Annotated in this window: 17 protein-coding genes and 1 riboswitch; of the genes, 5 read left to right on the top strand and 12 right to left on the bottom strand. The window is 69.0% G+C overall.

Features of this window, described 5'->3' with window-relative positions; genetic code table 11:
- Positions 1–106: 106 nt before the first annotated feature.
- Both ACZ5WG_RS30660 and ACZ5WG_RS30655 read left to right on the top strand, forming a co-directional pair.
- Complete coding sequence (locus ACZ5WG_RS30660) at positions 107–841, top strand: rhomboid family intramembrane serine protease (protein WP_468727457.1); 735 nt, start codon at positions 107–109, stop codon at positions 839–841.
- Positions 838–1,119: an Lrp/AsnC family transcriptional regulator gene (locus tag ACZ5WG_RS30655; protein WP_030013053.1), complete on the top strand. Its 282-nt coding sequence runs from the start codon at positions 838–840 to the stop codon at positions 1,117–1,119. The genes ACZ5WG_RS30660 and ACZ5WG_RS30655 overlap by 4 nt, the downstream gene beginning before the upstream one ends.
- A 7-nt stretch (positions 1,120–1,126) precedes the next feature.
- Here the strand turns inward: ACZ5WG_RS30655 and ACZ5WG_RS30650 are convergent, their stop codons facing one another.
- The 7 genes from ACZ5WG_RS30650 to ctaE all read right to left on the bottom strand — a co-directional run bounded on the left by ACZ5WG_RS30650 (position 1,127) and on the right by ctaE (position 9,093).
- Entirely contained in the window at positions 1,127–1,705 is a 579-nt protein-coding gene (locus ACZ5WG_RS30650; RefSeq protein WP_468727456.1) for a ferredoxin, read from the bottom strand.
- Positions 1,706–1,718: 13 nt separating this feature from the next.
- Complete coding sequence (locus ACZ5WG_RS30645; protein WP_468727454.1) at positions 1,719–3,119, bottom strand: aminotransferase class V-fold PLP-dependent enzyme; 1,401 nt, start codon at positions 3,117–3,119, stop codon at positions 1,719–1,721.
- Between the two features lie 219 nt (positions 3,120–3,338).
- Positions 3,339–3,455, bottom strand: a riboswitch (SAM riboswitch).
- Between the two features lie 222 nt (positions 3,456–3,677).
- Positions 3,678–4,742, bottom strand: coding sequence for an anthranilate phosphoribosyltransferase (trpD, locus tag ACZ5WG_RS30640; protein WP_468727453.1), 1,065 nt, complete (start codon positions 4,740–4,742; stop codon positions 3,678–3,680).
- Positions 4,743–4,909: 167 nt separating this feature from the next.
- On the bottom strand, positions 4,910–6,535 hold the full coding sequence (gene qcrB, locus ACZ5WG_RS30635) for a cytochrome bc1 complex cytochrome b subunit (protein ID WP_468727452.1): 1,626 nt from the start codon (positions 6,533–6,535) through the stop codon (positions 4,910–4,912).
- Complete coding sequence (gene qcrA, locus ACZ5WG_RS30630) at positions 6,532–7,590, bottom strand: cytochrome bc1 complex Rieske iron-sulfur subunit (protein WP_468727451.1); 1,059 nt, start codon at positions 7,588–7,590, stop codon at positions 6,532–6,534. Before qcrA ends, qcrB begins: the two co-directional genes overlap by 4 nt.
- Entirely contained in the window at positions 7,587–8,396 is an 810-nt protein-coding gene (gene qcrC / locus ACZ5WG_RS30625; RefSeq protein ID WP_383507999.1) for a cytochrome bc1 complex diheme cytochrome c subunit, read from the bottom strand. The genes qcrA and qcrC overlap by 4 nt, the downstream gene beginning before the upstream one ends.
- Before the next feature lie 76 nt (positions 8,397–8,472).
- Positions 8,473–9,093, bottom strand: a complete 621-nt coding sequence (gene ctaE, locus ACZ5WG_RS30620; protein ID WP_383507996.1) for an aa3-type cytochrome oxidase subunit III — start codon at positions 9,091–9,093, stop codon at positions 8,473–8,475.
- A gap of 198 nt (positions 9,094–9,291) precedes the next feature.
- Here ctaE and ACZ5WG_RS30615 point away from each other — a divergent pair, with 198 nt between their 5' ends.
- Positions 9,292–9,696 carry a DNA-binding transcriptional response regulator gene (locus ACZ5WG_RS30615; protein WP_053785150.1) on the top strand — a complete coding sequence of 135 codons (405 nt, stop codon included), beginning with the start codon at positions 9,292–9,294 and terminating at the stop codon, positions 9,694–9,696.
- A gap of 196 nt (positions 9,697–9,892) precedes the next feature.
- Here the strand turns inward: ACZ5WG_RS30615 and ACZ5WG_RS30610 are convergent, their stop codons facing one another.
- From ACZ5WG_RS30610 to ctaC, 4 genes are all read right to left on the bottom strand, one after another.
- Entirely contained in the window at positions 9,893–11,140 is a 1,248-nt protein-coding gene (locus ACZ5WG_RS30610; RefSeq protein ID WP_468727450.1) for a L,D-transpeptidase, read from the bottom strand.
- Positions 11,141–11,254: 114 nt separating this feature from the next.
- Complete coding sequence (locus tag ACZ5WG_RS30605; protein ID WP_030291781.1) at positions 11,255–11,653, bottom strand: cytochrome c oxidase subunit 4; 399 nt, start codon at positions 11,651–11,653, stop codon at positions 11,255–11,257.
- Complete coding sequence (gene ctaD / locus ACZ5WG_RS30600; protein ID WP_468727449.1) at positions 11,650–13,380, bottom strand: aa3-type cytochrome oxidase subunit I; 1,731 nt, start codon at positions 13,378–13,380, stop codon at positions 11,650–11,652. Before ctaD ends, ACZ5WG_RS30605 begins: the two co-directional genes overlap by 4 nt.
- Positions 13,377–14,351 (bottom strand): aa3-type cytochrome oxidase subunit II, encoded by a 975-nt coding sequence (ctaC, locus tag ACZ5WG_RS30595; protein ID WP_468727447.1) that lies wholly within the window; start codon positions 14,349–14,351, stop codon positions 13,377–13,379. Before ctaC ends, ctaD begins: the two co-directional genes overlap by 4 nt.
- 283 nt (positions 14,352–14,634) lie before the next feature.
- On the opposite strand from ctaC, the gene ACZ5WG_RS30590 reads away from it, so the two are divergent.
- Positions 14,635–16,014, top strand: a complete 1,380-nt coding sequence (locus ACZ5WG_RS30590; protein WP_468727446.1) for an aminotransferase class V-fold PLP-dependent enzyme — start codon at positions 14,635–14,637, stop codon at positions 16,012–16,014.
- Between the two features lie 66 nt (positions 16,015–16,080).
- Here ACZ5WG_RS30590 and ACZ5WG_RS30585 read toward each other — a convergent pair whose 3' ends face one another.
- The gene (locus ACZ5WG_RS30585; protein WP_468727445.1) at positions 16,081–17,058 is read right to left on the bottom strand and encodes a carbohydrate kinase family protein; all 978 of its coding nucleotides are present in this window, start codon (positions 17,056–17,058) and stop codon (positions 16,081–16,083) included.
- A 132-nt stretch (positions 17,059–17,190) separates the two neighbouring features.
- Between ACZ5WG_RS30585 and ACZ5WG_RS30580 the strand changes: the two genes are divergently transcribed.
- Positions 17,191–17,424, top strand: coding sequence for a hypothetical protein (locus ACZ5WG_RS30580; protein WP_468727444.1), 234 nt, complete (start codon positions 17,191–17,193; stop codon positions 17,422–17,424).
- Positions 17,425–17,522 lie beyond the last annotated feature (98 nt).

The following is a 17,522-nucleotide window of genomic DNA, read 5'->3' as shown; positions in this document are numbered from 1 at the left end:
GCTGTTTCAATTAAAGCCGCCGTCTGCGTCAATCCGCAGACCGCAGCACGTAACCCTACGGCCTGCCGGTGCTCCTGGTGGGTCCGCTTGGGTCATGCTCGATCGCATGATCGTAAGGTGGCAGGCCCTCCGGGAGGCCGTCCGGGAGGCCGTCCGGGGCCCGGTGGTCGTCCACGTGCTGATCGCCGGCTGCTGCGTGGTGTTCCTGCTCGGCCCTGCCTCGGGGCTGAACCCCTCGTACGGGACGGGTGAACGGTTACTGGAGACGGGGACCGCGTACTTCCGGCGCTGGGGGGTGGTCCCGGACGAGCTGTTCACCGGGTCGGCGCGGGCGCTGCTGACCCCGCTCACCGCGTTGTTCGTGCACGGCAGCTGGTTGCACCTGCTCGGCAACATGCTCTTCCTCTACGTCTTCGGCGTGATGACGCAGGAGCGGATGGGCCGACCGGAATTCCTGTCCTTCTACGTCTGTACGGGTTACCTCGCCCTGGCGGCGTACGCGGCGGCCAACGCCTCCTCGGCCCAGACCCTGGTCGGCGCGTCGGGCGCGATCTCGGCGGTGCTCGGGGCCTTCCTGTGCCTGTTCCCCCGGGCCAGGGTCACGAGCCTGTTCCCGTTCCTCCTCTTCCTGCCGCTGCGCTTCCCGGCCTGGATCGTCCTTCTGTTCTGGTTCGGCCTCCAGTGGCTGGCGGCGCACCGCGCGGGCAGCGGCCCGGGGGTGGCGTACCTGGCCCATGTCGTGGGCTTCTCGCTCGGCTTCGTCTACGCGTGGGTGCGGTATCGGCGTACGACTAGAGTGAGGAGACCAGCGACGGCCACCGAGGGAGACAGCCAGCCGTGATCACCGCGATCGTGCTCATCAAGACCAGCGTGGACCGCATCCCCGAGATCGCCGAGTCGATCGCCGCGCTGGAGAACGTCAGCGAGGTCTACTCCGTCACGGGGACCTACGACCTGATCGCGCTGGTCCGCGTGGCCCGCCACGAGAACCTGGCGGACATCATCCCGGGCCGCATCAGCAAGATCCCGGGCGTGGAGGCGACGGACACCCACGTGGCGTTCCGCACGTACTCCCAGCACGACTTGGAAGCGGCGTTCGCCATCGGCCTGGACGCGTGACGAGCCCTCACAGCAGGGGCAGGCTCTCCCCGGCCCGCGCCGGGCGGCCCTCGGCCAGCCGGAAGACGTACCCGCGCAGGTAGTCGCCGAGGTCGCCCTCGATGTGGGCGACGTACGCCCGTGCCCCGGCGGCGGCATCGTTCATCCAGTCGCTCCGGGCGGTCGCCCAGGGGCCCCGGCCGGCCGCTTCGGCCCACTCCCGCACCCGGGCCCGGTCCCGCCACCAGTCCCGGACCAGCTCCGGGGTCCAATGGGCGTCCCCGTCGCCGCCGTACGACGCGAAGGGCTCGCATTCGGCGGCGCAGATCAGGGCGTGGACCTCCGAGGGTGTCCGGGGCTGGCGGTACACGAACTCACTGGCGTACTCGTCCTCGTACATGACGTGCCCGGGCGCGCACTGCCGCCCGGTGAGGCAGGTGTCGGAGTTGGCCGCGTAGAAGGGTCCGGGCACGCTCCGCCAGTCCCGCTGCTCCCACCCGTCGGGCGCCGGCCCGGACCAGTCCCGGCTCACCCGATCGCCCCGCCACAGCGGATGCGGCTCGCCCGCCAGGGCGCGGACGGTCGGTATCGGATCCCAGTACGTCATGATCCGTACGGTGTCACACCGCGGGGACGCAGCGGCCCTCTTCGGTGCGGTACTGCCACTTGGCACCGTCGGCGACGAGTTCCTTCACCGCGCGGACGAAGCGGTCGACGTGCTCGTCGGGGGTGCCCGCGCCGAAGCTGACGCGGATCGCGTTCAGCGAGCGCTCGCCCGGGGCTGCCTCGGGGGCTCCGCACTCGCCCTGGGCCTGCGGCTCGCTGCCCAGCAGGGTGCGGACGAGCGGGTGGGCGCAGAACAGGCCGTCGCGGACGCCGATCCCGTACTCCGCCGACAGCGCAGCCGCGAAGTGCGAGCTGTTCCAGCCGTCCACGACGAAGGAGATGACGCCGACCCGCGGGGCGTCGTCCCCGAAGAGGGAGAGGATCCGGACCGCCGGGACCTCCGCCAGGCCGCCCCGGACCTTGGCGATCAGGTGGCGCTCCCGGGCGACGAGGCTGTCGAAGCCCGCCTCGGTCAGGGCCTTGCAGGCGGAGGCGATCGAGTACACGCCGATCACGTTCGGGGAGCCGGCCTCGTGGCGGGCGGCCGTGGTGTGCCACTCGACGTCGACGCCGCCGTCCGCGCGGCGGGCGACCTTCCGGGAGGCGCCGCCGCCGGCCAGGTAGGGCTCCGCCTGCTGCAGCCAGTCCGCGCGGCCGGCCAGCACGCCCGAGCCGAACGGCGCGTAGAGCTTGTGCCCGGAGAAGGCCACCCAGTCCACGTCCAGCTCCTGCACGGAGACGGGGTGGTGCGGGGCCAACTGGGCGGCGTCCAGGACGATCCGCGCGCCGTGGGCGTGCGCGGCCGCGGCGAGCTCCTTCACCGGCCACAGCTCACCGGTGACGTTGGACGCGCCGGTGACGCAGACCAGCGCCGGGCCGTAAGGGTTCCGGTCGGCCAGCGCCCGCTCGAGGGTCTCGACGGCCTGGGCCGGGGTCCTCGGGGCGTTGAGGTAGGTGACCTGCGCGTCGGCCCACGGCAGCAGCGAGGCGTGGTGCTCGGTCTCGAAGACGAAGACCTGGCAGCCGGCCGGGAGTACGGCGGCGAGCAGGTTCAGGGAGTCGGTGGTGGACCGGGTGAAGACGACCTGGTCGGCGGGGCGGCAGTCGAGGAACTCGGCGACCGTGGCGCGGCTCTGCTCGAACAGGTCCGTGGAGAGCTGGGAGAGGTAGCCGGCGCCGCGGTGCACGCTGCCGTAGTAGGGGGCGTACGCGGCGACGTCGTCCCAGACCCGCTGCAGGGCCGGGGCGCTGGCCGCATAGTCGAGCGCCGCGTACGTGACCTCGCCGCCGGTGACGAGCGGGACGGTGACGTCCCGGCCGAGGACCGGCAGCGGCTCGGCACAGGCGGGGTCGACGGGGGCGGCAACGGGGGCGGTCACGGCGGCGGTGGCGACGGCGTTCGGGTACGTGGACATGGCGGTATCTCCCGGCGGGACAGGCTGAATGGCTTCGGACGGCCCGTACGCGGGTGCACGGATGCGCGGACGCGCATGCGGCAGTGGGGTACGGGAGTTGCCTCGACGCACGGACGACTGAGGGCCGTACGGAGGGTGAAGAAGGGGCGGAGTCGCCCTATCGCATTCGCTTGCTCACGGAAAAAGCTCCTCGAGAGACCAGGACCCCTGGTGTCGAGGGATCCGCGCTTGCCGTAGGCCTTTCTGCCTACGACCTGGTCATCACCCGGGGCACCCCGCCACGGAAGGAGGGTTGCCGGACAGCAAGCCGGGGCCTAAACGCTGTCACTCGTGACCTGGTCAGCATCCTGCCACAAGATCCCTCACGCGCAAGACCCCGGTCCGCATACTGGACCGGGGCCACCACTTTCACGCCGTTCTCGATTCCCCAACGCCGCGCTCACACCACTCGGCCGCAAGCGGCCTCACGGGCATCGCCCGGCTGCGCCGGCCTCCGGCCGCCGGAACACGGGCCGGCGGCCCCGGCCGACATGACACCGAAGGCCACACGCCGAACCACTACGCGTTGCTGGCCGCCACCCAGCGGTCCAGGGCCGCGCGGGCGGAACCCGAGTCGACGGCTTCCGCCGCGCGGGCGATGCCGGCGCGGATCTGGTCCTCCAGGGAGCCCGTGCCGGGGTCCAGGGCCACCAGGGCCGCCGCCGAGTTCAGCAGCACCGCGTCGCGGACCGGTCCGGTCTCGCCGGCCAGCAGGCGGCGGGCGACGTCCGCGTTGTACGAGGGGTCCCCGCCCGACAGCGCGGAGACGTCGACCAGCGGGATGCCCACGTCGCGCGGGTCGAAGGACTGCTCGTCCACCCGGCCGTCGCGGACCCACCACACCCGGGAGGTGGCGGTGGTCGTCAGCTCGTCCAGGCCGTCGTCGCCGCGGAACACCAGCGCCGAGGAGCCGCGCTCCGCCAGCACGCCGGCCACGATGGGGGCCACCCGGGCGTCCGCGACGCCCGTGGCCTGCGCCCGTACCCGCGCCGGATTGGTCAGCGGGCCGAGGAAGTTGAAGGTGGTCCGGATGCCCAGCTCCCTGCGCGCCGCGGCCACGTGACGCAGCGCCGGGTGGAACTTGACCGCGAAGCAGAAGGTGATCCCCGCCTCCTCCGCGACCTCGACGACCCGCGCCGGGCTGAGGTCCAGGTTGACCCCGAGCTTCTCCAGCACGTCCGAGGAACCGCTCGCGCTCGACGCGGCCCGGTTGCCGTGCTTGACCACCTTGGCGCCCGTACCGGCGACCACGATCGACGACATCGTCGAGATGTTCACCGTCTTGGCCCCGTCACCGCCGGTGCCGACGATGTCCACCGTCCGGCCCGGCACCTCGATCAGGTTGGCGTGCCCGTACATGGACCGCACGAGGCCGTTGATCTCCGCGACGGTCTCCCCCTTGGCCCGCAGGGCCACCACGAAGCCGGCGATCTGGGCGTCGGTGGCCTCCCCGCGCATGATCCGGTCCATGGCCCAGGCGGTTTCCTCGGCGCGCAGGTCCTGGCCGCTCAGCAGGGCGTCGAGGACGCCCGGCCAGCCACGGGCCGCCACGCTGTCGCCGCCTGCCGGGGTCACAACGTTCATGGTCCGCTCCTGCTGTTGGTCGGCCACCCGATATCGGGGTCCAGGTCGAATGGGCAGGGCTCCAGCCTATCCAGCCCCGGGGACGGCAAAGAGCCCCGTCCGGACACTGGACGGGGCTCTCGCCGTGGCGACACCAGGACTGACCGAAATCAGTCCCTCAAGCGGGATCAGTGATGGCCGTGGCCGCTCTGGATCTCCTTGTACTCCTCCACCGTGGGCTTCGGAATCTGGTTGTTCTCGGCGTAGAAGCCCTTGCTGAGCTTCGCGCGGAGCTTCTCCTTGCGGCCGACCTTGCGCTCGACACCGTTCTCGTCGACCGTCGGGCCGATCTCGACCGGCTTGTACTGCTCGTGCGCGGTGAGCGTGTGCAGCTTGCCCTGCGAGAGCGGCTCGTGGACCTCGACGAACTCACCGTGCGGCAGGCGCTTGATGATGCCGGTCTCGCGACCGTGCAGCACCTTGTCGTGGTCCCGGCGCTGCAGGCCGAGGCAGATGCGCTTCGTGACGATGAACGCGAGGACCGGTACGACGAAGAAGCCGATCCGGACGAACCACGTGATGTTGTTGATCGAGAGGTGGAAGTACTGCGCGAACATGTCGTTTCCACCGCCGATCAGCAGCACGATGTACTCCGCGATCCAGGCGACACCGAAGGCCGTACGGGTCGGGACGTTGCGCGGGCGGTCCAGGATGTGGTGCTCGCGCTTGTCCCCGGTGACCCAGGACTCGATGAACGGCCAGACGGCGATCGCGCCCAGCACCACCGGGAAGATCACCAGCGGGATGAACACGCCCAGGACGAGCGTGTGGCCCCACAGGTTGATCTCCCAGCCCGGCATGGCACGGATCAGGCCTTCCGGCATACCCATGTACCAGTCGGGCTGCGCACCGGTGGACACGTGGTCCGGACGGTACGGGCCGAGCGCCCAGATCGGGTTGATCGAGGCGATCGCCGCGATGGCCGCGATGACACCGAAGACCAGGAAGAAGAAGCCTCCGGCCTTGGCCATGTAGACCGGCAGCAGCGGCATGCCGACGACGTTGTTGTTCGTCTTGCCGGGACCCGCGAACTGGGTGTGCTTGTGGTAGAAGACCAGGATCAGGTGGGCCACCAGCAGGCCCATCATGATGCCGGGCAGCAGCAGGATGTGGATCGAGTAGAACCGGGCGACGAAGTCGCCGCCGGGGAACTCGCCGCCGAAGAGGAAGAACGAGATGTACGTGCCGACGATCGGCACGGACAGGATCGCGCCCTCCATGAAGCGGACACCGGTGCCCGAGAGCAGGTCGTCCGGCAGGGAGTAACCGGTGAAACCGGTGAACATGCCGAGGACCAGCAGCAGGAAGCCGAAGATCCAGTTGACCTCACGCGGCTTGCGGAACGCGCCGGTGAAGAAGACGCGCATCATGTGCACGACCATGCCCGCGACGAAGATCAGGGCCGCCCAGTGGTGGATCTGCCGGATGAGCAGACCACCGCGGACGTCGAAGCTGATGTCCAGCGTCGAGGCGAAGGCCTCGGACATCTGGACGCCCTGCATCGGCACGTACGAGCCGTGGTACACGACCTCGTTCATGCTCGGGTGGAAGAACAGCGTCAGGTACACACCCGTGAGGATGATGATGATGAAGCTGTAGAGGCAGATCTCACCCAGCATGAAGGACCAGTGGTCCGGGAAGATCTTGCGCATGTTGGACTTGGCCAGGCTGTAGATGCCCAGGCGGCCGTCCGCCCAGTCGGCTACCCGCTCGCCGGCCGGCGCTTTGCGCTTCGAATCGGTGGCAGTGCTCATCCGCGCTCCCAGAATGCAGGACCGACGGGCTCTTCGAAGTCGCCGAGCGCCTCGAGGAAGCCTTCGCCGTTCACGCCGATCCGCAGCTGCGGAAGCGCGTGGCCAGCCGGGCCGAAGATGACACGGGCGCCGTCGGAGAGGTCGAAAGTGGACTGGTGGCACGGGCAGAGCACGTGGTGCGTCTGCTGCTCGTACAGGCTGATCGGGCAGCCGACGTGGGTGCAGATCTTCGAGTAGGCCACGATGCCCTCGTGGGACCACTCCAGTTCCTGCTTGTCCTTGATGTCCTCCGGCTTGATCCGGACGATCATCACGGCAGCCTTGGCGATCTGCGTCTGGAAGTCGTGCTGCTCCTCCTCGAGGCCCTCGGGCACGACGAAGGTCAGCGAACCGACCTGGACGTCCTCGGGACGCAGCGGCTCCATCGTGTTCTGGTTGATGAGCAGCTTGCCCTTGGCCCACACGGTCTTGCGCAGCTTCTCCTCGGGCAGCGGGCCCAGGTCGCGCAGGATCATGACGGCGGACAGCGGCAGCATGGCCAGCGCGCCCAGCATCGTGTTGCGGATCAGCGGGCGGCGGGCGATGCCGGACTCGTTCGCACCGTCGGCGAAGTCCGACAGGACCTTCGCCTTGACCTCCGGCGGCGCTGCGATCTCGTGGCGCTCGTCGGCGACCTCCACGTCGGACATCAGGGTGCGGGCCCAGTGGACCGCGCCCGCGCCGATGCAGAAGAGGGCGGTGCCCAGGGTCAGACCCAGGGCGAAGTTGAGCGCGCTCACCTTCCCGACGGGGAAGATGTACACGATCTTGTCGACCGGGATGGCCACGTACGAGGCGATGAAGCCGATCGTGGCCAGCATCGACAGCGTGAACAGCATCGCCACGGTGCGCTCGGAGCGCTTCGCGGCCCGCTCGTCGATGTCCTGGATACGGGGCTTGTGGACCGGAAGGCCCGGGTCGGCGAACGGGTCGTCCGCGACTGCTACGCCACCGTGGTGCGCGTCGCCCTGCTCGCTCGGCAGGTGCTTCTCTTCGGGAATGTCTTGGCTACTCATGACTTCTTGGCCTTAGCGGTGTGGGCCGCGACCCAGACGGCGACAGCGATCAGCGCACCCAGACCGAAGATCCAGCCGAACAGACCCTCGGAAACGGGGCCGAGGCCACCGAGCTTCAGGCCGCCAGGGCTGACCGACTGCTCGCCGTTCACGTGCTGGATGTACGCGATGATGTCCTTCTTCTCCTTCGTCGGCATGGTGCTGTCCGGGAAGGAGGGCATGTTCTGCGGGCCGGTGAGCATGGCCTCGTAGATGTGCTTCGGCTCGACGCCCTCAAGGTTGGGGGCGTACTTGCCGTTCGTCAGTGCGCCGCCTTCACCGGTGAAGTTGTGGCACTGCGCGCAGTTGTTGCGGAAGAGCTCACCACCCCTGGCGATGTCGGCGCCCGCCGGGTCGTACTGCTTCTCGGTCGGCACGATCGGGCCGGCGCCGAGGGAGGCGATGTAGGCGGCGAGCTGGTCGATCTGCGCCTGGTCGTAGATGACCGGCTTCTTCGGCACCTGCACGCCGGGCTGCTGGGCGGGCATGCGGCCCGTGCTCACCTGGAAGTCGACGGCCGCGGAGCCGACGCCGACCAGGCTGGGGCCGTCAGTGGAACCCTGACCGCCGGTTCCGTGGCAGCTTGCGCAGCCCACGGCGTAGAGCTTCTTGCCCTCCTCGATGGCGAGGGACTGGGCGGTTTCATCGGCCTGCGCCTTGCCCGCGGGGGCGAAGGCGGCGTACAGCCCCCCAGTGGCCGCCAGCGCGAGGAGTAGAACGACGACCGCCGCCAGCGGATGGCGTCGTCGTGCGGAGAGCTTTTTCACGGATTACCCCGGTGTCAGGATCTTCTGCGTCGGTGTTTCTGGATGGAGTGCCGGGTCTGGCCCGGTGACGTGTTCGCTACTTGATCAGGTAGATCGTCGCGAAGAGGCCGATCCAGACGACATCGACGAAGTGCCAGTAGTAGGACACGACGATGGCCGACGTGGCCTGTTCGTGGGTGAACCTCTTGGCCGCGTACGTCCGGCCGAGGACCAGCAGGAAGGCGATGAGACCGCCCGTCACGTGCAGACCGTGGAACCCGGTGGTCAGGTAGAACACGGAGCCGTACGGACCGGACGAGAGGCTCATGCCCTCGTGCTTGACCAGCTCGGTGTACTCGAACACCTGGCCGCCAATGAAGATCGCACCCATGACGAACGTGATCATGAACCACGACCGGAGCTTCTTCACGTCACCGCGCTCCGCGGCGAATACGCCGAGCTGGCAGGTGAGGGAGGAGAGCACCAGGATCGTCGTGTTCGTCGCCGAGAAGGGCAGATTCAAGGCCGAAGCCTGCTCTGTCCAGTACTCGGCACCTGTCACGGATCGCAGGGTGAAGTACATCGCGAAGAGGGCCGCGAAGAACATCAGCTCGGAACTCAACCAGATGATGGTTCCGACGCTGACGAGGTTCGGCCGGTTGACCGTCGGGTGCGCGTGCCCGGTATCTACTGTCGTTGCTGTCGCCACGACCGACATTATGTCGGTCGCTTATCCCGCCCTCACCCCGGGGGGTGCCGTTCGGAGTGTCAGGGGCGTGTGCAAGGCCCGAACGGCCCATCAGATCGGCCCGGCGCGTTGATCGGCGAGGCTGTCCGAACCGATGTTGACACCGGGTCGGACGGAGTAGCATCCCGCGCAACATCAACGTTATTCACGGCACCGTGGAGGAACGAAATGCGGTCGACTGCACGGGTTCTGGTCTACAGCGACGATGCGAGCACCCGGGAGCAGGTGCGGCTGGCGGCCGGGCGCAGGCCGGCCGCGGACCTGCCGCCGGTCGAGTTCGTGGAATGCGCCACCCTCCCGGCCGTCCTGAGCGAGTTGGACGCGGGCGGGATCGACGCGTGCGTGCTGGACGGCGAGGCGGTTCCGGCCGGGGGCATGGGCGTGTGCCGGCAGATCAAGGACGAGATCTTCCGGTGCCCGCCGGTACTGCTGCTGATGGGGCGTCCGCAGGACGCCTGGCTGGCCACCTGGAGCCGTGCGGACGCGGCGGTGACCCTGCCGGTCGACCCGGTGGAGTTCGCGGACGCCCTGGCGGGCCTGCTGCGCCCCCGCCTCGCCGCCAACTCCGCCTGACCGGGCCCCTCGGCTCCCGCCGGGGAGCACCACCGCCCCTGCCCGGCCGAAGGCTGCACGGGTCGGCTGAGCCGGAGGGGCCGCGTCGGCGAAGGAGGGCGAGCGCCCGGAGAAAACCGTGAGGCACGAGCGGTTTTCGAGGACGCACGCCCTCCTGGAGCCGACAACAGCGACCCCGGAGGCGAAGCCGACCGGTTCAGACAGTCGGCCGCAGGCGGGCCTTGTCGATCGGGCTGCGGCCTTCCTGGGTGCCCTTGAGGAGGGCGCTGCCCTCGCGCCACTCCTTCCAGTCCAGGTTCCAGTCGCCGAAGCCGTTGCCGAACGGCTCCATGTCGTCGCCGATGCTGTTGATCACCCGGACGATGTCGCCCTCGGTGATGTTCTCGTAGAACCAGGCGGCGTTGCCCGTGCTCATGCCGGTGCAGCCGTGGCTGACGTTCTCGTAGCCCTGTGAGCCCACGGACCACGGCGCGGCGTGCACGTATTCACCACTCCAGGTGACGCGGGTCGCGTAGTAGACGGGCAGGTTGTAGTACTCGCTGCCGCCGATGCCGACGGTGTCGCCGCGCATCTGGACGAAGTACTGCTTGCCGAGCACCACCTTGACCCCGTTGCGCGTGGAGAAGCCGGGCTTTCCGGTGGTCACCGGAATGGTGTTGATCACTTCTCCGTTGCGCTCGAACGTGAGGTAGTGCGAGGACGCGTCGGTGGTGACCTCGACCCGGTCCCCGATCTCCAGCTGCAGCGGCTTGCTGGCGGCCCCGTGGAACTCGTCGGAGATCTTGATGCCCTCCAGATTGCTCCGTACGGAGACGGCGGAGTGGGCGGGCCAGTAATCCTTCGGACGGAAGTGCAGGTGCTTGTCGTCCACCCAGTGCCAGGCGCCCTCGACGCCCGGCGGCGTGTCGACCACCAGGCCCCGCTCCACGATCGCGCGGGCGGCCTTGTCCGTGATGGGCTCGTTCAGTTCGGCCGTGATGGGCTGTCCGACGCCGTACTTGCCCTCGTCCGGCCCGAATTCGACCTTCAGGACCTGCTTGGCCGGAGTGGTCTCGAACGTCAGCCTGCGCTGCCCCGGGGCCCCGCGCTCGTCCTCGGTGTTCACCAGGACCGTGTAATGGGCTCCGGCGGCCATCGGGGCGGTGCTGTGCCACCGGTCGCCCTTGGCGCTCAGCTCGCCCGCGAGCCGGCGGCCCTGGGCGTCCACGGCGGACACGTCGGTGATCCGGTTGCCGCCGGTCCCCTTGGCGGTGATCTCCAAGGGCTTCTCGTGGTCGAGGGGCCGGCCGCCCGGAGGCTGGTTGAAGACGACCTGGTCGCCCGCGTCGTACGGGCGGGCTGACAGCGGGTTGTCTCCGGGCCCGCAGGCGGTGGCGCCGGCCCCCAGGGACGCGACCAGCACGGAGCAGCTGAGTACCGTCCAAAGACGCGGTGAGTGCTTCATGGAGCCAACGCTATGAAGGTATGACCATTACGGCGCGCGGGGTGACTGCAAACGAGGGGCCCGGACTCCTCCGTTGGAGGTGTCCGGGCCCCTGTGTTCGTTCTGCCTGCGGTGTTACTGGTTCTGGTTCTCACCGCGGTAGTACTCGTACACCCAGCCCCACAGGCCGATCACGATGATCGGGGCCGAGAAGTACATGAGCCACCAGCCGAAGATGACGCCCATGAACGCGAGCGCACCGCCGATGCCCAGCGAGAGCGGCTGCCAGCTGTGCGGGGAGAAGAACCCCAGCTCGCCCGCCTCGTCGGCGACGTCGGCCTCCAGGTTGTCCTGGGCCATCTCGTCCACGCGCTTGGCCGTGAAGGCCAGGTAGTAGCCGATCATGACGCTCAGGCCGAAGGCCAGGAAGAGCGCGGTGGTTCCGACGGGCTCCTTCGACCACACGCCGTACACGACGGCCATGATCAGGATGAAGAAGGAGAGCCAGAGGAACATCTTGCCCTGGATCTTCACTTGCCGGCCTCCTTGCCACCGGTGACGGCCTTGGCGGCGACGCTGTGGTCCTCGAGGTGGTCGAGGGCCGCGATCTCAGGGTGGTGCAGGTCGAACGCCGGGGATTCGGAACGGATCCGCGGCAGGGTGAGGAAGTTGTGCCGCGGCGGCGGGCAGGACGTCGCCCACTCGAGCGAACGGCCGTAGCCCCACGGGTCGTCGACCTCGATCTTCTTGCCGTACTTCGCCGTCTTCCAGACGTTGTACATGAACGGCAGCATCGACATGCCCAGCAGGAACGAGCTGATCGTCGAGATCGTGTTCAGGGTGGTGAAGCCGTCGGCCGCGAGGTAGTCCGCGTAGCGACGCGGCATGCCCTCGGCGCCCAGCCAGTGCTGCACCAGGAACGTGCCGTGGAAGCCGATGAACAGCGTCCAGAAGGTGATCTTGCCGAGGCGCTCGTCCAGCATCTTGCCCGTGAACTTCGGCCACCAGAAGTGGAAGCCGGCGAACATCGCGAACACCACGGTGCCGAAGACGACGTAGTGGAAGTGCGCGACGACGAAGTACGAGTCGGAGACGTGGAAGTCCATCGGGGGCGAGGCCAGGATGACGCCGGTCAGACCACCGAAGGTGAAGGTGACCAGGAAGCCGATCGTCCAGAGCATCGGGGTCTCGAAGGACAGCGAGCCCTTCCACATGGTGCCGATCCAGTTGAAGAACTTCACACCGGTCGGGACCGCGATCAGGAAGGTCATGAAGGAGAAGAACGGCAGCAGCACGCCGCCGGTGACGTACATGTGGTGGGCCCACACGGTCACCGAGAGGCCGGCGATCGCGATCGTCGCACCGATCAGACCGATGTAACCGAACATCGGCTTGCGGGAGAAGACCGGGATGATCTCCGAGACGATTCCGAAGAACGGTAGCGCGATGATGTACACCTCTGGGTGTCCGAAGAACCAGAAGAGGTGTTGCCACAAGAGCGCGCCGCCGTTTGACGCATCGAATACGTGCGCACCGAACTTGCGGTCGGCCTCCAGCGCGAACAGCGCGGCGGCCAGCACCGGGAAGGCGAGCAGGACCAGGACACCGGTCAGCAGCACGTTCCAGGTGAAGATCGGCATGCGGAACATCGTCATGCCGGGGGCGCGCATGCAGATGATCGTGGTGATGAAGTTGACCGAGCCGAGGATCGTGCCGAAGCCGGAGAAGGCCAGACCCATGATCCACATGTCGGCGCCGATGCCCGGCGAGCGGACCGCGTCCGACAGCGGGGAGTAGGCGAACCAGCCGAAGTCTGCGGCGCCGTTCGGCGTCACGAAGCCGGCCACCGCGATGGTCGAGCCGAAGAGGTACAGCCAGTACGCGAACATGTTCAGCCGCGGGAACGCCACGTCGGGCGCGCCGATCTGCAGCGGCATGATCCAGTTCGCGAAGCCCGCGAAGAGCGGGGTGGCGAACATCAGCAGCATGATCGTGCCATGCATGGTGAACGCCTGGTTGAACTGCTCGTTCGACATGATCTGCGTGCCCGGACGGGCCAGCTCGGCGCGCATGAGGAGCGCCAGCACGCCGCCGATGATGAAGAACACGAACGACGTGACCAGGTACATCGTGCCGATGGTCTTGTGGTCGGTAGTGGTCATCCACTTCACGACGACATTGCCCGGCTGCTTGCGCCGCACCGGCAGCTCGTTTTCATACGAGTCGGCGGCGGCACCCTGAGATTCGTTGAGGATGCTCACAGTTTGTTCGTCTCCGCATTCCGGGCCGGGTCGGTCTGCTTGATGCCGGCCGGGAGGAAGCCGGTCTGCCCCTTCTCGGCCAGTTCCTTGAGGTGCGCCCGGTATGCCTCGGGCGAGACGACCTTGACGTTGAAGAGCATCCGGGAGTGGTCGACGCCGCAGAGCTCGGCACACTTGCCCATGAAGGTGCCCTCCTGGGAGGGGATGACCTCAAAGACGTTGGTGTGGCCCGGGATGACGTCCTGCTTGAACAGGAAGGGGACCACCCAGAAGGAGTGGATGACGTCGTTCGACGACAGGATGAAGCGGACCTTCTCGCCCTTGGGCAGCCACAGCGTGGGGCCGGGGTTGCCGGTCTCCAGGTTGCGGTCGCCGGGAACGCCCTTCTCGTAGACGCCTTCGGCGCCCGCGGGGAATTCCTTGGTGAAGCGGTCCGGGATGTTGGCGAGCTCCTTGGGAACCTCGCCAGCCTTCGGGGTCGCCGCATCGCCGTCGACGTTCTCGACGTAGTTGAAGCCCCAGCTCCACTGGAAGCCGACCACGTTGATCGTGTGCGCCGGCTTCGGGGTGAGCGCGAGCAGCTTCGACTCGTCACGCGCGGTGAAGTAGAAGAGCACCGAGACGATGATGAGCGGTACCACGGTGTACAGCGCCTCGATGGGCATGTTGTACCGGGTCTGCGGGGGGACCTCCACCTTCGTCCGGCTGCGCCGGTGGAAGATGATGCTCCAGATGATCAGGCCCCAGACCAGGATGCCCGTGATGAGGGCAGCTGCCCACGACCCCTGCCACAGGGACAGGATGCGAGGCGCCTCCTCCGTGACCGGATAGGGCATTCCGAGCCGGGGGAAGTCTTGCCAGTTGTACGAGCAACCAGTGGCGGTCGCCAGGACCGCGCCCGCAGTCAGCGCCTGCAGCAGCTTCCGCCGCATCGGGCGCCGCGGCGAGCGGTCGGAGCCGTAGGGACTCACGTAGCGCCTTCCCGAGAGTCTCGGCCCGCGCGGCCGGCCGCGGCCGTATTCGGGTCGGTCGCCGGCCCTGACGCAGGCAGGGGTTTGGATGTTTATGCGGACCAAACCCTACTGGACGCTATTTGGGGTCGCGCGGGGAGGGTGCCCAACGCGCCGCTACTGTCCCCGAAGGGATGGATCCGCCGTACGGGGGACGGCCCAACACCCCCTGAATGGCGGCCTCCGGAGGGCATCTGACGGCCCCTGACCTCGAACGGTCCCGGCCGCCGGTTAGCGTGGCCGGATGCCCTACTTCGACACCGCGTCCGCCGCTCCCCTGCACCCCGTGGCCCGGCAGGCGTTGCAGGCCGCCCTGGACGAGGGGTGGGCGGACCCCGCCCGGCTCTACCGGGAGGGCCGGCGCGCGAGGCTGCTGCTGGACGCGGCGCGCGAGGCGGCGGCGGAGGCGGTGGGCTGTCGCCCCGACGAGCTCGTGTTCACTCCTTCGGGGACGCACGCGGTTCACACGGGGGTCGCCGGAGCTCTCGCCGGGCGCCGGCGCATCGGCGGTCATCTGGTCGTATCGGCGGTCGAACACAGTTCTGTCCTCCATGCGGCGGAGGCGCACGAGGCCGCCGGCGGGACGGTGACGCAGGTCCCGGTGGACCGCACGGGGGCGGTGTCCCCGGCCGGATACGCCTCCGTACTGGACGCGTCGACGGCCCTGGCCTGCCTCCAGTCGGCCAACCACGAGGTGGGCACGGTCCAGCCGGTGGCGGAAGTGGCCGAGGTCTGCACGGCGGCGGGGGTGCCGCTGCTGGTGGACGCGGCGCAGTCACTGGGCTGGGGTCCGGTCGAGGGCGGCTGGTCGGTGCTCACCGCGAGCGCGCACAAATGGGGCGGCCCGGCGGGAGTCGGGCTGCTGGCGGTCCGCAAGGGCGTCCGCTTCTCACCCCAATTCCCCGCGGACGAACGGGAGTCGGGCCGCTCCCCCGGCTTCACCAACCTCCCGGCGATCGTGGCGGCGGCGGCCTCGCTGCGGGCGGTGCGGGCCGAGGCCGACGCGGAGGCGGCCCGGCTGCGGATCCTGGTGGACCGCATCCGGCGGCGCGTGGCGCGGCTGGTGCCGGACGTGGAGGTGGTCGGTGACCCGGAGCGCCGGCTGCCGCACCTGGTCACGTTCTCCTGCCTGTACGTCGACGGCGAGACCCTGCTGCACGAGCTGGACCGGGCGGGCTACTCCGTCTCGTCGGGCTCCTCGTGCACCAGCTCCACGCTGACCCCGAGTCATGTGCTCCGGGCGATGGGCGTGCTGTCGGAGGGGAACGTACGGGTCTCCCTGCCGTCGGGGACGACGGCGCAGGAGGTGAACGGCTTCCTGGAGGTCCTGCCCGGGGTGGTGGCGGGGGTCCGCGCCACGCTCGGCGTGGGCGAACCGGTGGCCGTGGCGCCGGTGTCGGACGCGCTGGAGATCGACGCGCTGGGCCTGCGCTGCCCGCAGCCGGTGATCGAGCTGGCCCGGGTCATCACCGCGGTCCCGGTCGGCGGGACCGTGACCGTCCTGTCGGACGACGACGTGGCCCGCCTGGACATCCCGGCCTGGTGCACGATGCGCGGCCACACGTACCTGGGCGAAGCCCCCCGCCCGGTGGGAGTGGCGTACACGGTCCGCCGGCAGGTGTGACGCCGGCGGGGCTGGATGTCAGCCCCGCCGGCGTTCGAGCGCGGGTTCCGGGCGGAGCCCCGGCCGCTACGCGGCCAGGTGGGCGCGGACCTCCGAAGCGGCGGGCTCGCCGTAGGCCTTCGTGAAGCGCTCCATGAAGTGCGCACGGGCCAGCGTGTACTCCTGCGTGCCCAGCGTCTCGATCACGAGCGTGGCCAGCATGCAGCCGATCTGCGCGGCCCGCTCCAGCCCCACGCCCCAGCCCAGACCGGTCAGGAACCCGGCGCGGAACGCGTCGCCGACGCCGGTCGGGTCGATCTTCGCCGTCTCCTCGGGGCAGCCGACCACGATCGGCTCCTCGCCGACCCGCTCGATCCGCACGCCCCGCGAGCCCAGCGTCGTCACCCGGGTGCCGACCTTGGCGAGGATCTCCTCGTCCGACCAGCCGGACTTCGACTCGATGAGGCCCTTCTCGTACTCGTTCGAGAAGAGGTACGTCGCGCCCTCCATCAGGGTGCGGATGTTGTCGCCGTCCATCCGGGCGATCTGCTGCGAGAAGTCCGCCGCGAACGGGATCCCCCGCGTCCGGCACTCCTCCGTGTGGCGCAGCATCGCCTCGGGGTCGTCGGCGCCGATGAGGACCAGGTCGAGCCCGCCCACCCGGTCCGCGACCGCCTTCAGCTCGATCAGGCGGGCCTCGCTCATCGCGCCCGTGTAGAAGGAGCCGATCTGGTTGTGGTCGGCGTCCGTGGTGCACACGAAGCGCGCGGTGTGCAGGACCTCGGAGATCCGCACGGAGTCGGTGTCGACTCCGTGCCGGTCCAGCCACGCGCGGTACTCGTCGAAGTCGTACCCGGCCGCGCCGACCAGGATCGGGCGGATGCCGAGCTGGCCCATGCCGAAGCAGATGTTCGGGCCGACACCGCCCCGCCGTACGTCGAGGTTGTCGACGAGGAAGGAGAGGGAGACCGTGTGCAGCTGGTCCGCGACGAGCTGGTCGGCGAAGCGGCCGGGGAAGGTCATGAGGTGGTCGGTGGCGATGGAGCCGGTGATGGCGATACGCACGGCGTGGACGCTCCTGCGAGGGACGGCGAGGGGGACATTCAAAACTACCCGGTCGCTGCCCCGCGGCCGACCGCACGAAACTACCCCGTAGTAGGTCTTTCTTCGCCCGCTGCACCGTGCCTACCGTGCCCCATGACCTATACCGATGGTTTCGGGTACGCCGCGAACGGCCCAAACGCCGAGAAGACGGCCGACACGCAGCCCGGCTTCGCCCGGCTGCTGGGTGACTGCGCCAGGATGGCCCCGCACTGGACGGTCCCGGCAGACCCCCGGCCGGACCGGGTGGCGCCCTCCCAGATCCACGGGATCAGCGTCCCGCCGGCCTCGGCCCGCCTGATCGCCTCCACGGCCGAGTACGGCGAGTAGGGCCGGTCCCTCCGGAAGCACCTTCCGGAAGCTCCTTCCGGAGCTGGGGAACCGGTTTGCCGTCTGTTCCGTCACAGCCGCATCAGCCACTGCGGTAC

Source organism: Streptomyces sp. NPDC032745, assembly GCF_055579465.1.
The sequence above is the reverse complement of the archived record's forward strand: the minus strand, read 5'-3'. Positions and strand labels throughout refer to the sequence as shown.

Coding starts and splice junctions, on each gene's coding strand:
- ACZ5WG_RS30660 (WP_468727457.1), top strand. CDS start 107: ATGATCGTAAGGTGGCAGGCCCTCCGGGAGGCCGTCCGGGAGGCCGTC.
- ACZ5WG_RS30650 (WP_468727456.1), bottom strand. CDS start 1,705: ATGACGTACTGGGATCCGATACCGACCGTCCGCGCCCTGGCGGGCGAG.
- ACZ5WG_RS30645 (WP_468727454.1), bottom strand. CDS start 3,119: ATGTCCACGTACCCGAACGCCGTCGCCACCGCCGCCGTGACCGCCCCC.
- trpD (WP_468727453.1), bottom strand. CDS start 4,742: ATGAACGTTGTGACCCCGGCAGGCGGCGACAGCGTGGCGGCCCGTGGC.
- qcrB (WP_468727452.1), bottom strand. CDS start 6,535: ATGAGCACTGCCACCGATTCGAAGCGCAAAGCGCCGGCCGGCGAGCGG.
- qcrA (WP_468727451.1), bottom strand. CDS start 7,590: ATGAGTAGCCAAGACATTCCCGAAGAGAAGCACCTGCCGAGCGAGCAG.
- ctaE (WP_383507996.1), bottom strand. CDS start 9,093: ATGTCGGTCGTGGCGACAGCAACGACAGTAGATACCGGGCACGCGCAC.
- ACZ5WG_RS30615 (WP_053785150.1), top strand. CDS start 9,292: ATGCGGTCGACTGCACGGGTTCTGGTCTACAGCGACGATGCGAGCACC.
- ACZ5WG_RS30610 (WP_468727450.1), bottom strand. CDS start 11,140: ATGAAGCACTCACCGCGTCTTTGGACGGTACTCAGCTGCTCCGTGCTG.
- ACZ5WG_RS30590 (WP_468727446.1), top strand. CDS start 14,635: ATGCCCTACTTCGACACCGCGTCCGCCGCTCCCCTGCACCCCGTGGCC.
- ACZ5WG_RS30580 (WP_468727444.1), top strand. CDS start 17,191: ATGACCTATACCGATGGTTTCGGGTACGCCGCGAACGGCCCAAACGCC.